Here is a 15,120-nt window from a genome sequence, read left to right on the forward strand (position 1 = left end):
GATTTAGCCGAGGCTGATCGGAATAGGATAGATTTGTGACTAAAAAATATGTAGTGGCACTAGATCAAGGAACAACAAGCTCTAGGGCGATAATTTTCGATCATGATGCGAATATTGTTGCTGTTTCACAACGTGAATTTGGTCAAATCTATCCTCAAGCTGGTTGGGTTGAACATGATCCTATGGAGATCTGGGCATCGCAAAGTTCAACCTTGATAGAAGTCATTGCTCGAAGTGGGATCCACGCCGATGAAATCGCGTCCATCGGTATAACAAATCAGCGTGAAACAACCGTTATTTGGAATAAATTAACAGGAAAACCAGTTTATAACGCTATTGTTTGGCAGTGTCGTCGCAGTAGTGAGATCTGTGAAGATCTTAAAGCTCAAGGCCTAGAGGAGTATGTTCGTGATACTACTGGCTTACTTCTGGATCCCTACTTTTCCGGCACTAAAATTAAGTGGATACTAGACAATGTTCCCGGAGTAAGAGCGCGTGCTGAAAAAGGTGAGCTTCTGTTTGGCACCATCGATACCTGGCTGGTCTGGAAGTTGACAGAAGGTAAGGTTCACGTCACCGACCCAACGAATGCTAGCCGAACCTTATTGTTTAATATCCATACCCAAACTTGGGATAAGAAAATGCTCGAGGCATTGAATATTCCAGTATCGCTATTACCCCAAGTAAAACCTTCCTGTGGTGTGTATGGTAAAACACGTATTGCAGGTGAAGGAGCTGAGATCAGTATTGCGGGTATGGCCGGAGATCAGCAAGCTGCACTCTTCGGTCAGCTGTGTACTGAGCCCGGTATGGCAAAGAATACCTATGGCACCGGTTGTTTTTTGCTTATGAACACGGGAGAAAAAGCGGTAGCGTCTAGTCATGGTTTGCTGACGACCATTGCGATCGGTGCTAAAGGCGAAGTAAATTATGCGCTTGAAGGAGCGGTGTTCATGGGCGGCGCTACGATTCAATGGCTCAGAGATGAGCTTGGGTTGATTCGAGATGCTCAGGATACTGAGTACTTTGCATCGAAAGTTGATGATACTAATGGAGTATACCTTGTCCCTGCTTTTGTTGGTTTAGGTGCTCCTTATTGGGATCCTAACGCTAGGGGGGCCTTAGTTGGATTAACCCGAGGCTCAAATCGCAACCATATCATTCGAGCCGCTTTGGAAGCGATAGCGTATCAGAGCAGAGATCTTCTCGATGCCATGGCAAAAGACAGCGGAGTCGAGCTCAAACAGCTAAAAGTGGATGGTGGTGCGGTGGCTAACGACTTCTTGATGCAGTTTCAGGCAGACATTACTTCTGTTGAAGTACAACGCCCCGCAGTGACAGAAACCACTGCCATGGGAGCAGCATTTCTTGCAGGTTTAGCTGTCGGTTTTTGGAGTTCGACTTCAGAGCTTAAGCATCGATCGGATACTGATAAGACGTTTATCCCTTCAATATCTGCAGAAAAAAGAGATGCGTTATATGTTGGTTGGCAAAGAGCGGTCTCCCAAACGATGAATCATTGATTACACATCAATATCAATATGAGGGAGGAGAGTTTCAAATTTCCCTTTGTTAGCTTTGCGCTTTTCAGTTGCTTGTTTTGTTTGCCTGCGACGGTCACCACGAGAAGCGCCTCGCCTATCTTCAATAGTGTGGCGGCGTTCAAGATCTGGTGGTAGCTGAGATTGTGGTGCTTCATGACTATCTTCAGCTATTCCTGAACCATTCTCAGTCTCTTCAACAATGCGCTTACGCTTGATACTAGCTTGTACCGGGCGTGCAAGCATGGCGTAAAGACTGTCTAGACCTATCATAATACCTCCGTTTACCATTTCTATACTCCTATATCGGCACAATGTGGTCAATATTTAATCTGGCAGAGCTGTCAGTGCAGAGTACTTACTTTTACAGTGATATTTGGTAGTTATAGTGATAATTGACTCTGAAGCCTGTATATACAAGTGTGAGTTAATTGAGTCGTGTTCCCCATTTCATCAAAAGATTAGTAACTTTCGAGGTGTAAATTATAAAACTAAGCTGTTAAAAGTAAAATCTTGGGAAATAAAACCACTTCTAAGATAAATAAAGATTAACGAAGCACTATTCTGTCTGTTTTTTCAGCAGCTTGTGGGTAGGGGGTCCACTTTTACCCCTTGTTATTTCTATAACTATCCATATTTGAAATATGCTGCTAACCCGCTTGAATGCTGGGCCTATAAATAGTTCCGCGCTTGACAATGCTTGCGTTCTATCTCTAAAATTAGATATTGTGGGAAATAGTGGATCTTTGTGGATCTTTTTTTGGAGTTAAGGATAAACTAACGTGTTTCGTGGTGCCAGTGCTATTAACCTTGATACAAAAGGTCGGCTCGCTATTCCAAAGCGTTACCGAGAGCCTCTGCATGCCGAATATAACAGTCAGTTAGTGATCACTGTTGATATCCAATCCGCTTGTCTGCTGCTTTATCCATTAGATGAATGGAGCAAGATAGAAGCAAAATTACTCTTGTTGTCTGATACTTTACCCGCTGAGAGAGCGATGAAGAGGATGCTCCTAGGTTATGCACATGAGTGTGATCTGGACAGTAACGGACGATTATTACTGCCTTTGCCGCTGCGTCAATACGCCAATTTAGGCAAAAAGGTTATGTTGGTAGGGCAGTTAAATAAATTTGAGCTCTGGGATGAAACTGCATGGCAGCATCAGATAGAGCAAAGCCGGGAGACGATTCAAAGCGAAGAGTTCGCTGATAATATACGTCTCGCCGATTTTTCACTTTAAGTAGTGAAGTTAAATAAATTAGATAGAAGAAAATCATGAGCCAAGAATTCGTACACTTATCAGTTCTGCTTACAGAAACCGTAGCAGGGCTAAATATAAAAGAAGATGGCATCTATATTGATGGCACATTTGGTCGTGGTGGTCACTCTCGCGAAATATTAAAGCATCTGGGTGAAAACGGCAGGTTGATTGCTATTGATCGTGATCCACAAGCCATTGCCGCTGCTGAACAGTTTGCTGATGATGCAAGATTTAGCATCGTTCATGGTGGTTTTGGACAATTAGCCAGTTACGTTGAAGATCTTGGTTTAAAAGGAAAGGTTGACGGCGTCTTGCTCGATTTTGGAGTGTCATCTCCTCAGCTGGATGATGCCGAGCGTGGGTTTAGTTTTTTACGTGATGGTCCACTTGATATGCGTATGGATAACTCACAAGGGGAGACCGCTGCGGATTGGTTAGCTCGTGCTGAGATCGAGGATATGGCCTGGGTATTTAAAACCTATGGTGAGGAGAAAAATTCCCGTCATATTGCCCGTTGTATCGCTGCAGATCGTGAAAAAATGCCATTTTTACGGACTAAAGAGCTTGCCGACCTTATCGCGCGGATCTCTAAAAACAAAGAGCGTAATAAGCATCCAGCTACACGGGTTTTTCAAGCGATTAGAATCTATATCAATAGTGAGTTAGAGCAGATAGATCAAGCATTGGAAGGGGCGCTGGCTGTATTGGCTCCTCATGGTCGATTGTCTGTGATCAGCTTTCATTCGCTTGAAGACAGAATGGTGAAACGTTTTATTCGCCGTAATAGCCAAGGGGTAAGTGTGCCTCATGGATTGCCGATCACCGAGGAAGAGATTAACAAAACACGCTTACTTAAGGGCGTTGGTAAAGCGACTAAACCTTCTGAGGAGGAAGTTGAGCGTAATACCCGAGCTCGCAGTTCAGTGTTGAGAGTTGCAGAGCGGTTAGAATATTAATGAATAACGTAATAGCCGCTGTATTGCTATGACGTTGGCTATTAAGCAAAAAGTCTATGCTAAGGGGCTGGTTTGACTCAATTTCAGTTTAACCTCCCTAAGATCGTGTTACAGGATCTCTGGCACCATAAATGGTTATTGCTCCTTGCTTGTGTTGTGATGGGAAGTGCGATTACAGTTGTATATACAAGTCATGTGACGCGTAAATATATCAATCAGTGGGATCAGAAATTACAAGATAGGGACAAGCTGGATATTGAATGGCGGAATTTACTCCTTGAGGAGCAGTCACAGTCTGAACACAGTCGTATTACACGGATTGCATCTAAAGAGTTAGAGATGAATCGTCCGCTACCGAAAGAAGAAATCGTAGTTAGAGTGCCATGAGCATGATTCTATTGGATAGCCTTAGTCTTGTTTGTTGTGTACCTGAAGAAACCACATCGGTGAGAGTGTATGAGTAAGCAGGCAAAACGTAAGCAGAAACCACAATTAATACAATGGCGTTTATACGTTGTGGTGGCTTTTGTATGCATGTTGTTTACCAGTCTTATTGGTCGAGCTGCCTACATTCAAATTATTGAGCCAGAAAAGTTACGTCATGAAAGTGATATGCGCACGTTAAGAACAACCAGTCGTGAGGTGCAGCGTGGGCTGATCACTGATCGAAATGGAGAGATGTTAGCCGTTAGTGTGCCAGTTAAAGCTGTGTATGCGGATCCTAAGGTTGTGCATGAGCAAAATGGTTTTGAAGATATGCGTCGTTGGCAAGCACTGGCGGATGTTTTACATGAACCTAAAGAAGCGATTCTTAAACGTGTCCAATCTAATCCAAGAAAGCGATTTACCTATCTTAAACGTCAGGTAACACCTGCGGTAGCTGAATATATTAAACAGCTAAAATTACCCGGTATATATCTAAAACCTGAATCTCGTCGTTACTATCCTACCAGTGAAATCTCTGCGCAGTTAGTGGGACTCACTAATATTGATGATCTGGGTATTGAGGGGATTGAAAACTCTTATAACGACTGGTTAACGGGGACTCCATCTAAGCAGAAAGTGCGTAAATCACGCGATGGTAATGTTGTGGAACGTCTTGATATGGTGCAGGAAGGCGAAAGGGCGAATGATCTTGTGTTAAGTATCGATCAACGTATTCAACAGTTAGCGTATCGTGAAATAAAGAAGGTCACAGAGATTAATCAGGCGACGTCAGCTTCAATCGTGGTGCTTGATGTGCACACTGGCGAAGTATTGGCTATGGCCAACACACCATCGTACAACCCAAATTCTCGAGAAAATTTGCAAAGTTACCGTATGCGTAATAGAGCTCTGACTGATGCCTATGAACCGGGATCAACGATTAAGCCTTTCGTGGTGGCGGCTGCTCTCGATGCAGGAACGATAAAAGAAGATCAAATATTTAAAACCTACCCAGGACGTATGAGAATTGGTGGCAAGATTGTTCGTGATGGCCGCTATTATGGTGATCTCTCCCTTTCTGGTGTTTTAGTGCATTCCAGCAACGTGGGCATGGCAAAAATTGGTTTATCTATGCCGGTGCAGGAGTTACTGGGTTCGTATCAGACTATGGGTCTAGGTAACTATTCAGGTATCAATCTTGAAGGGGAAAGCTCAGGTCTTATTCACGATCGCAGACGTTGGTCTGAGTTCGAAAGGGCCACACTCTCATTTGGCTATGGTTTTATGGTCACCCCGCTTCAGTTAGCTAGGCTTTATGCCACCTTAGGCAGTAAAGGCGTACTTTATCCGGTATCCATTTTGAAGCTTAAGCAGCAACCTGAGGGGGTACAGGTTATCTCTCCCCATGTCGCACAGAGCGTGATGGAGATGCTGGTTGGTGTGACTGAAAAAGGGGGGACAGCGACTAAAGCTCATATCGAAGGTTATCCAGTAGCTGGTAAGACTGGCACGGCTCGAAAGGCGGTGGCGGGCGGATATGGTGAAGATTATGTCGCTATTTTTGCTGGAGTAGCCCCAGTCAATAACCCGAGATTGGCAATCGCTGTCGTGGTCAATGAGCCAAAAGGTGATAAGTATTATGGTGGCGATCTCGCCGCGCCAGTATTTGCAAAAGTGATGTCAGGTGCCTTGCAGATGCTCAATGTTGAGCCTATTTCATCAACAGAGAAAGTTCGGTTAGCCAGGACGATAAGGAGAGCTGAATAATGTTATTACGGGATCTATTAGCCCCCTGGTTTCATTACTCTGGACCTGAGAGCTTTAATAAATTGAGTTTGGATAGTCGTGCTATAACTCAAGGTGACCTGTTTGTAGCCGTGCCTGGACATAAGGTAGATGGTCGGAACTATATTGATCTTGCTGTTAAAAATGGCGCTAAAGTTTCATTGGTACATACGGATGAGCCAACTAAACATGGCAAAGTATTAGTAGGTTCTGGTGTTCAGATCTTCTTTTTTCAGTTACAACGTCAACTCTCTGCTTTAGCTGCTCAAGCTTATCCCTTACCCGCTAAGCGTTTAAAGTTGGTTGGCGTTACCGGGACCAACGGTAAAACGTCGATAACACAATTGATGGCGCAATTACTAGTGAGCTTAGATAAACGACCCGCCGTTATGGGAACTTTGGGTAATGGCATATGGGGAGATTTGGTCGACAGTGGCAATACAACCGCAGATCCCATCACTATCATGACTCAACTTAACGATTTTGATGATCAAGGCGTTGATCTGTGTGCGATGGAAGTGTCCAGCCATGGGTTAATACAGGCCAGAGTCGAGGCTGTACCCTTCGATGTGGCTATTTTTACCAATTTAAGTCGAGACCATCTGGATTATCACGGCACAATGCAGGCTTATGGTGATGCAAAGAAAAGATTATTCAATTTTCCCTCTTTAGCATCAGGTGTGATCAACTTTGATGATGACTTGGGTCGGCAATGGTTGAGTGAAAGTAATTCCGGCAAGCTAATCGGTTACAGCATTGTTGGCGATAACGCAGCGGTGCGCCAAAGAGCAGCTATTTACACTAAAAGTAACCACTTCCACAATCAAGGTGTTAAAGCAAATCTTGTGTGGCCTGAAGGAAAAGGTGATATCGATTCGCCTTTATTAGGCGCATTCAATTTATCAAACTTGCTCGCCGCTTTAGCTGGTCTATATCAACTTGGTTTTGATATGAATGAGCTGCTTAAAGTTGTGCCTAATTTGAAGGCTGTTGCGGGGCGTATGGAACAATTTACGACCGAAAATGGCGTCACACTTGTGGTTGATTATGCTCATACTCCAGATGCTATCGAGCAGGCACTCAAGGCATTAAGGGGGCATTGTGAGGGGAAACTTTGGTGTTTGTTTGGCTGTGGTGGTGATCGAGATAAGGGCAAGCGCCCCTTGATGGCAAAGGCCGCTGAAACCTATGCAGATCGCATTATGATAACCAGTGATAATGCCAGAAGTGAATCTCCTGATGACATCATTAATGACATCATTACTGGTCTTATTGAGCCTGATAATGCACTGACTCAAGTGGACCGAGAGTTAGCTATTAGGCAAGTTGTGGCTGCAGCTAAACCTGGTGACCTTATTTTGTTAGCAGGTAAAGGACATGAAACCTATCAAGAGGCAGGTGGCGTGCGACGTGATTATGATGAACGCGCATTGGCCCGAAATTTAGCCCGTACTAATGTTGAGGTAGCTAGATGATCCGCTTAACCTTATCTCTGTTGAGTCAACAACTCAAAGCGCGCCTGATTGGCAGTGATAGAGAGATACGTAATGTGTGTAGTGACAGTCGGACGATTCCGGAGAAAACACTGTTTGTTGCTTTAAAAGGTGAGAAGTTTGATGGTCATGATTTTGCACGATTAGCACTGGAAAATGGTGCCAGCGCACTACTTGTGAGTCGACAACTTGATTTGGATATCCCTCAACTTCTGGTTAGTGACACTCAAAAAGCCATGGGTGAGATAGGGGCTTATCTAAAAGAGTTGGTTGAGCCTAAATCTGTCGCACTGACAGGATCGAACGGTAAAACCAGCGTGAAAGAGATGGTTGCTAGTATCTTGTCACAGCAGCATAAAGTGCTCTATACCGCTGGAAACTTTAATAATGAGATTGGTGTCCCTCTAACCTTACTTCGTTTAGAAGGTGATGAAGAGTTTGGGGTATTCGAATTAGGCGCAAATCATCCCGGTGAAATAGATTATACCTCGTCCTTGGTAAAGCCTGATGTGGCGATGGTGAATAATGTCGCTTCTGCACACCTTGAGGGGTTTGGGTCACTTGCTGGAGTTGCGAAAGCTAAGTCTGAAATTTTTAATCATCTGCATGCCGATGGTATTGCAGTGATCAATGCCGATGATCCTTTTGCTCGTTTTATGAGAGAAGCCGCAAGCCAGTTTACTCAATTGAGCTTTGGTATCGACACTCCGGCCGATGTAAAGGCGAGTGAACTCGAGTCAGATTTATTAGGTCGATATACTTTCAAGCTGAACTATCTTGGCAGCTTTGTGCTAGTGAGTTTACCTCTTTCTGGTCGTCACCAAGTGAGCAATGCTCTTGCTGCCACGGCTATTTGTCTTTCTCTTGGTTTGCCTCTTGAAGAGATATTGGCAGGTTTAGTGTTAATTAACCCCGTTAAAGGCAGAATGCAGCCCCACGATCTAGGGCGTGTTCGAATTATCGATGATAGTTACAACGCCAATCCGGCTTCAGTTGGCGCTGCAATAGACTGGCTTAAAGAAATTGATGGATTTCGATGTTTAGTACTGGGTGATTTGGGAGAATTAGGTGACAATGCGTCCCTTTTGCATTCTGAGCTAGGTGAATATGCAAAAAAGCAGGGTATTGATGCCTTGTTTTCTTTGGGTGAGCTAAGTGTCAATAGCAGCCGTGCCTTCGGTGGACAACATCAGCAAGTACTAGCACCGCTAGTACTTTGTTTAATTAATAAAATTAACCAGTTACAAGGTGATGTGACTGTGTTGGTTAAAGGTTCACGCAGTGCTGGAATGGAGCGTGTCGTTGAAGCCTTAAAAGTTGCCCATGGGCAAGGGGAGTTTGTTTAATGCTGGTCTATCTGGCGGAGTATTTAACCCAGTTTTATACTGGGTTTAACGTTTTTTCGTATGTCACTTTCAGAGCTATCTTAGGGCTGATGACTGCACTTGTGTTTAGTCTCTGGTGGGGACCTAAGATGATTGCGCGTTTGCAGATGCTGCAAATTGGTCAAGTTGTACGTAATGACGGACCTGAATCACATTTCAGCAAGCGTGGTACGCCGACAATGGGCGGTATTCTTATCTTAGCTGGCGTATTTATTAGTGTACTGCTGTGGGGGGATTTGGGTAGCAGATATGTTTGGGTGGTACTGTTTGTACTGGCAAGTTTTGGTCTTATCGGGTTTATCGATGATTACCGTAAAGTGGTGCGTAAAGACACTAAGGGTTTGATTGCTAAGTGGAAGTACATTCTTCAATCCCTAGCAGCGCTTGTTATCTCTTTCTACTTGTATGCATCGGCAGATTTGACTGGAGAGACACAACTCGTTGTGCCTTTTTTCAAAGATATCATGCCCCAGTTAGGTGGTTTCTTTATCGTGCTGGCCTACTTTACTATCGTGGGTACGAGCAATGCGGTGAATTTAACCGACGGTTTAGATGGTTTGGCCATTATGCCTACTGTGATGGTTGCGGCTGCATTTGCGTTAATCGCTTATCTTTCTGGTCACGTCCAATTTGCAAATTATCTTCACCTTCCATATCTGCCAGGTGCTGGAGAGCTGGTAATTGTTTGTACGGCCATAGTAGGTGCGGGTTTAGGTTTTTTATGGTTTAACACCTATCCAGCTCAGGTCTTTATGGGTGATGTCGGTTCACTCTCTTTAGGTGCAGCCTTGGGTGTCATAGCCGTCTTGGTGCGTCAAGAGATCTTGTTAGTGATCATGGGTGGTGTCTTCGTGATGGAGACGGTGTCGGTGATTTTACAGGTTGGATCATACAAGCTACGCGGACAGCGGATATTCCGTATGGCGCCAATACATCATCACTACGAGTTGAAAGGTTGGCCCGAGCCAAGAGTGATTGTCCGTTTTTGGATTATCTCTCTGTTTTTAGTCCTGCTTGGCTTAGCCACGTTGAAACTAAGGTAATTACGTATGAACAACCAGATATCGCATCTTGCTAAAGGCTCAAAGCCTGCCAATGTTAGGATGGTTACCCATGGAGAATAAGCGGTCTCATGTGGTTTTAGGGCTCGGAGCCACAGGGCTCTCAGTGGTGCGTTATCTGTGTGAACAAGGCATAACGCCTTTAGTGATGGATAGTCGTCATCAACCTCCGGGAGTGGATGATCTTACTCGTTTGTTCCCGGATGTAGAGTTATTCACCGGTGGTTTTGATTGTCGTTATTTAGTGCAAGCAAACCAAATTATTATTAGTCCAGGTATTGCTGTGGACACACCTGAAATTCGTGCCGCCATTGATATGGGTATCGAAGTCATTGGCGATGTAGAGTTATTCGCTAGAGAGCTTCAAGGCCGAGAGCCATGTGTTATAGGAATAACCGGTTCAAACGGTAAATCGACTGTGACATGTTTAGTCGGTGAAATGGCAATGGCCGCAGGTTTTAATTATGCCGTTGGCGGTAATATAGGTATTCCGGCTTTAGATTTATTAAAAGATCCAAAGGATCTCTATATTTTAGAGTTATCGAGTTTTCAGTTAGAGACCACACATAGTTTGAACTGTATTTCGGCAACGTGTCTGAATATTAGTGAAGATCATATGGATCGTTACACTGATCTTGAAGCTTATCGTCAAGCTAAATTGTCATTGTATTGTCAAACTAAGCACGCGCTGTTTAATCGAGACGATGAACAGACTAAGCCAAACGATCCGATGAACCAGAATAGCTTTGGTTTATCTATACCATGTGATGATGAGTGGGGGATTCGTGAGGGGAAAATAGTCCATGGTGCAAGTGAAATCATGAGCTTACAGGATGTTGCATTAGCTGGCAGTCATAATCACTCGAACTTGCTAGCAGCCATGGCACTGGCTTATCGCGCAGGTGTTGATAAAGAATCAATGATCCAAGTTGCGATGACCTTTACAGGCTTAGCACATCGATGTGAGTTGGTCGCAGTTCATAATGGTGTGTCTTATATTAATGACTCTAAAGCCACCAATGTTGGGGCGACAGTTGCTGCACTTGAAGGGTTTGACAATCATCTAGGCGGTATTATTTTGATCGCCGGCGGAGATGGTAAAGGGGCTGATTTTCTGCCTCTTGAGAAAGCCCTCCAAGGGCTTTCTCATCTTATCACTTTAGGGAAAGATGGCGATAAAATCGCGTCATTGTACGAGGGCGCTATTCGTGTCAACTCTATGTCTGAAGCGGTTAAGAAAGCGCGTGAACTTGCCGAAACAGGCGATATCGTTTTAATGTCGCCAGCGTGTGCAAGTTTAGATATGTATAAAAATTTTATGGCCAGAGGTGAAGATTTTAGAACCGAGGTGAATGCATTGGGTGATGAGTTGTTCGATGCGTAGCGAAGAGCGCCAACTTAATCTTTTTGGATCTAGTGTTACCTGGCGTTGGCCAAATATTTTTAAAGAGAATGAAGCGCCTGGTATGCAGTTGTATGACAGAACTTTACTGATGGCCGTGATCGGTTTGATCGGTTTCGGTTTTGTTATGGTGATGTCTGCATCTATGCCCGAAGCGCAGAGCCTAACCGGTAATCCATATAACTTTGTCGTGAGACATATTATTTTTGTTTTTGGTTGTGTGATTATCTCAGTTCTAGTTCTGGGAATGCCGATGTCAAGATGGCAGCAATTTAGTCCGGTGCTTCTGTTATTGGTTGGCATTATGTTGATTGCAGTACTGTTTGTTGGTCATACGGTAAATGGTGCTACACGATGGTTGATGATCGGGCCTATGCGTATTCAGCCTGCTGAGTTAGCAAAGTTTGCTTTCGTGATTTACATGGCTGGTTACCTTGTCAGGCGCCATCAGGAAATAAGAGAGAATGCCAAGGGATTTTATAAGCCGATAGCCGTGTTTGCAGTGTATGCCTTTTTACTGTTAATGCAGCCGGATCTGGGGAGTGTTGTCGTGCTGTTTGTGGGCACCGTTGGTTTACTCTTTCTAGCAGGTGCTCGGTTACTGGACTTTTTTGCACTGATATTAACAGGCATAACGGCGTTTGTTGGACTCGTGCTTCTAGAGCCTTATCGTATGCGACGCGTCACCTCTTTTATGGACCCTTGGCAAGATCCGTTTGGCAGCGGATATCAGTTAACTCAATCTTTGATGGCCTATGGCCGTGGTGATTGGTTTGGTCAGGGGCTTGGGAATAGTATCCAAAAATTGGAGTATTTACCTGAAGCTCATACTGACTTTATTTTTGCGGTGATAGGTGAAGAGTTAGGATTTATTGGCATTATTGTCGTGCTTTCAGTGTTGCTATTTGTAGCCTTGAGAGCGATTAAAATCGGCAATTCTTGTTTGAGAATAGATAAAGCGTTTGAAGGATATCTCGCTTATGGCATAGGGATCTGGTTTTGCTTTCAAACCGTTGTAAATGTTGGCGCTAGTATCGGTATGTTACCTACTAAAGGGCTAACACTCCCTTTTATTAGTTATGGTGGCAATAGCTTATGGGTTATGACTGCAGCGGCAATGATATTAATTAGAATCGATCATGAGCGTCGATTAAGTTCTATACAAGCAGTACAAGGGAAAACAAGTTAATGACGAGTGTCAGTGCTGAGAAACGCATTTTGATTATGGCAGGAGGTACGGGAGGACATGTGTTCCCCGCATTAGCTGTAGCCAAGTATCTAAGCAAAAGAGACTGGAAGGTTCGCTGGTTAGGCACTGCAGAGCGTATGGAAGCGCGTTTGGTTCCTCAACATGGCTTCGATATTGATTTTATCGATATTAAAGGCGTTAGGGGCAACGGAATTCTGCGTAAGCTCGCTGCACCATTTAAGGTGTTACGTTCGATAGTACAAGCACGTGAAGTGATTAAAGAGTTTAAACCAGATGTCGTGCTAGGGATGGGAGGTTTTGCCAGTGGTCCTGGTGGGGTGGCAGCGAGACTGTCTCGACTTCCACTGGTGTTACATGAGCAAAATGCGATTCCTGGGATGACCAATAAAATATTATCTCGTATAGCGTCTCAAGTTTTGTGCGCTTTCGAGGGAACTTTTGAACAGATTCAGGCGGAGGTGGTCGGTAACCCTATTCGGGAAGAGTTGATTGCTTTAGGTCAAACACCCAGAGAAGTCGGTGCTATTGATGCGCTCAAAGTATTAGTTGTTGGTGGCAGCTTAGGCGCCAAAATCTTTAATGATTTAATGCCGACGGTTACTGCTGAGATGAGTAAAACACATCTGATCACAGTATGGCATCAAGTTGGCAAGGGAAATCAGCAGTCCGTTAAAAGTGAATATCAACGTTTAGGTTTGGAGGGTAGCGTAAGTGTTGCCGAGTTCATCGATGATATGGAATCAGCATATCGCTGGGCTGACGTGGTTTTATGCCGTTCAGGTGCGTTAACCGTATCTGAGTTAGCCGCGATTGGTTTGCCCAGTTTATTAGTGCCTTATCCACATGCAGTGGATGACCATCAAACTAAGAACGCACAAGTATTAGTGCAGGCGGGAGGAGCATTTTTATTGCCTCAGCCCATTTTAGATGTAAATAGACTACTCGGAAAGTTGCAGCTTTTAGCTTCAGATAGAGATGAATTGAATCAGATGGGTCTGCGAGCAAAAAGTGTTGGTGTTGTAGACGCAACACAGAAAGTTGCTGATGTCTGCATCCGGTTAGCGGGAAAAGAGTGAAATGAGTAACGATCAAGAAAAGTATTCAAAGTTAAGAAATATCATCCCTGAGATGAGACGTGTTAAGAACATCTATTTCGTCGGGATAGGTGGTGCTGGTATGGGAGGCATTGCCGAAGTACTTGTCAACGAAGGTTATCGTTTATCCGGTTCAGATATTGCTGAAAATGCAGTGACACAAAGATTGGCCTCTTTAGGGGCAAAAATCCATATTGGACATTGTGCTGAGCAAGTACACGGTGCTGATGTGATTGTTGTATCGACGGCGATTCAGGCTGATAATCCAGAGCTATTAGAGGCTCAGGCGTTAAGGATCCCGATTGTGCAGCGTGCTGAGATGTTAGCAGAGTTGATGCGCTATCGTCATGGTGTTGCCGTTGCTGGCACCCATGGTAAAACCACCACAACCAGTTTGATTGCCAGTGTATATGGGCAAGCAGAGCGAGATCCAACCTTTGTCATTGGTGGCTTACTAAACAGTGCCGGAACGAATGCCAGATTGGGCCACAGTCGTTATTTGATAGCCGAGGCCGATGAGAGTGATGCTAGCTTCTTGCATCTGCAACCTATGGTTAGTGTTGTGACCAATATTGAAGCAGATCACATGGATACCTATGAAGGGGATTTTGAAAAATTAAAATCTACCTTTATCGACTTCCTGCATAACCTGCCTTTCTATGGGGTCGCGGTTATGTGTATCGACGATCCTGTGGTGCGGGAATTGCTGCCTAGAGTAGGTCGTAAGATCGTCACCTATGGCTTTAGTGAAGATGCTGACGTTCAAGCGCTTAATTTTATACAAGAGGGCTATCGTAGCCGCTTTACCTTAAGAAGAGCTGGGCTTGAAGATGTTGAGATCGTGGTGAACTTACCCGGTCAGCATAACGTGCTTAATTCACTTGCCGCCATTGCTGTTGCAAGTGAAGACGACATTGATGATAGCGCCATTATACCAGCACTTGCTGATTTCCAAGGGATAGGTCGTCGTTTTGAGCAATTAGGTTGCTTTAATACAGAGAAAGGCGAAGTCGTTTTGGTTGATGATTATGGTCATCACCCTAGTGAAGTTGCCGCGACAATCAATGCAGCAAAGTTGGGCTGGCCTGAGAAACGCTTAGTTATGATATATCAACCACATCGCTATAGCAGGACACGGGATCTCTACGAAGACTTTGTTGAAGTTCTGTCTCAAGTCGATTGTTTGCTGTTACTTGATGTTTACTCAGCTGGAGAAGCACCGATACCAGGAGCTGATAGCCGAGCTTTGTGTCGTTCAATTCGATTACGTGGTCAGTTAGATCCTATCTTTGTGGCTGATCAGGAGCAATTACTCACTTTGCTACCGGATGTATTACAAGAGGGAGATCTTTTGCTGACTCAAGGTGCAGGAAATATCGGTGTACTCTCTAAGCTGTTAGCAGAAAACAGATTAGGTTTTGGACCGATAAATAATGAACCAAATAAGGGATAAGTTTGAATAGCACCTCATTGCAGTTATATCAGGTTTTGATCCTAGGAATAAG

Annotated in this window: 13 protein-coding genes; 12 read left to right on the plus strand and 1 reads right to left on the minus strand. The window is 44.3% G+C overall.

Annotation, left to right across the window (positions count from 1 at the left end):
- Positions 1-35: 35 nt before the first annotated feature.
- Complete coding sequence (gene glpK / locus HWQ47_RS02245) at positions 36-1,523, plus strand: glycerol kinase GlpK (protein WP_269969584.1); 1,488 nt, start codon at positions 36-38, stop codon at positions 1,521-1,523.
- Here glpK and HWQ47_RS02250 read toward each other — a convergent pair whose 3' ends face one another.
- Positions 1,524-1,832, minus strand: a complete 309-nt coding sequence (locus HWQ47_RS02250) for a hypothetical protein (RefSeq protein ID WP_326515450.1) — start codon at positions 1,830-1,832, stop codon at positions 1,524-1,526.
- Between the two features lie 491 nt (positions 1,833-2,323).
- Here HWQ47_RS02250 and mraZ point away from each other — a divergent pair, with 491 nt between their 5' ends.
- From mraZ to murC, 11 genes are all read left to right on the plus strand, one after another.
- Complete coding sequence (gene mraZ, locus HWQ47_RS02255) at positions 2,324-2,782, plus strand: division/cell wall cluster transcriptional repressor MraZ (protein WP_269969585.1); 459 nt, start codon at positions 2,324-2,326, stop codon at positions 2,780-2,782.
- A 35-nt stretch (positions 2,783-2,817) separates the two neighbouring features.
- Positions 2,818-3,759, plus strand: coding sequence for a 16S rRNA (cytosine(1402)-N(4))-methyltransferase RsmH (gene rsmH / locus HWQ47_RS02260; protein ID WP_269969586.1), 942 nt, complete (start codon positions 2,818-2,820; stop codon positions 3,757-3,759).
- 72 nt (positions 3,760-3,831) lie between these two features.
- Positions 3,832-4,146 carry a cell division protein FtsL gene (gene ftsL, locus HWQ47_RS02265; RefSeq protein WP_269969587.1) on the plus strand — a complete coding sequence of 105 codons (315 nt, stop codon included), beginning with the start codon at positions 3,832-3,834 and terminating at the stop codon, positions 4,144-4,146.
- 69 nt (positions 4,147-4,215) lie between these two features.
- The gene (locus HWQ47_RS02270) at positions 4,216-5,952 is read left to right on the plus strand and encodes a peptidoglycan D,D-transpeptidase FtsI family protein (RefSeq protein ID WP_269969588.1); all 1,737 of its coding nucleotides are present in this window, start codon (positions 4,216-4,218) and stop codon (positions 5,950-5,952) included.
- On the plus strand, positions 5,952-7,445 hold the full coding sequence (murE, locus tag HWQ47_RS02275) for a UDP-N-acetylmuramoyl-L-alanyl-D-glutamate--2,6-diaminopimelate ligase (RefSeq protein WP_269969589.1): 1,494 nt from the start codon (positions 5,952-5,954) through the stop codon (positions 7,443-7,445). Before HWQ47_RS02270 ends, murE begins: the two co-directional genes overlap by 1 nt.
- Positions 7,442-8,809, plus strand: coding sequence for a UDP-N-acetylmuramoyl-tripeptide--D-alanyl-D-alanine ligase (locus tag HWQ47_RS02280; protein WP_269969590.1), 1,368 nt, complete (start codon positions 7,442-7,444; stop codon positions 8,807-8,809). The genes murE and HWQ47_RS02280 overlap by 4 nt, the downstream gene beginning before the upstream one ends.
- Positions 8,809-9,891, plus strand: a complete 1,083-nt coding sequence (mraY, locus tag HWQ47_RS02285) for a phospho-N-acetylmuramoyl-pentapeptide-transferase (protein WP_269969591.1) — start codon at positions 8,809-8,811, stop codon at positions 9,889-9,891. Before HWQ47_RS02280 ends, mraY begins: the two co-directional genes overlap by 1 nt.
- 70 nt (positions 9,892-9,961) lie before the next feature.
- Complete coding sequence (gene murD / locus HWQ47_RS02290; protein ID WP_269969592.1) at positions 9,962-11,293, plus strand: UDP-N-acetylmuramoyl-L-alanine--D-glutamate ligase; 1,332 nt, start codon at positions 9,962-9,964, stop codon at positions 11,291-11,293.
- Positions 11,286-12,500, plus strand: coding sequence for a cell division protein FtsW (gene ftsW, locus HWQ47_RS02295; RefSeq protein WP_269969593.1), 1,215 nt, complete (start codon positions 11,286-11,288; stop codon positions 12,498-12,500). The genes murD and ftsW overlap by 8 nt, the downstream gene beginning before the upstream one ends.
- Positions 12,500-13,597: an undecaprenyldiphospho-muramoylpentapeptide beta-N-acetylglucosaminyltransferase gene (gene murG / locus HWQ47_RS02300; RefSeq protein WP_269969594.1), complete on the plus strand. Its 1,098-nt coding sequence runs from the start codon at positions 12,500-12,502 to the stop codon at positions 13,595-13,597. Before ftsW ends, murG begins: the two co-directional genes overlap by 1 nt.
- Position 13,598: 1 nt before the next feature.
- Complete coding sequence (gene murC / locus HWQ47_RS02305) at positions 13,599-15,068, plus strand: UDP-N-acetylmuramate--L-alanine ligase (RefSeq protein WP_269969595.1); 1,470 nt, start codon at positions 13,599-13,601, stop codon at positions 15,066-15,068.
- Positions 15,069-15,120: the final 52 nt, after the last annotated feature.

Origin of the sequence: Shewanella sp. MTB7 (assembly GCF_027571385.1) — a bacterium.
Lineage (GTDB): Bacteria > Pseudomonadota > Gammaproteobacteria > Enterobacterales > Shewanellaceae > Shewanella.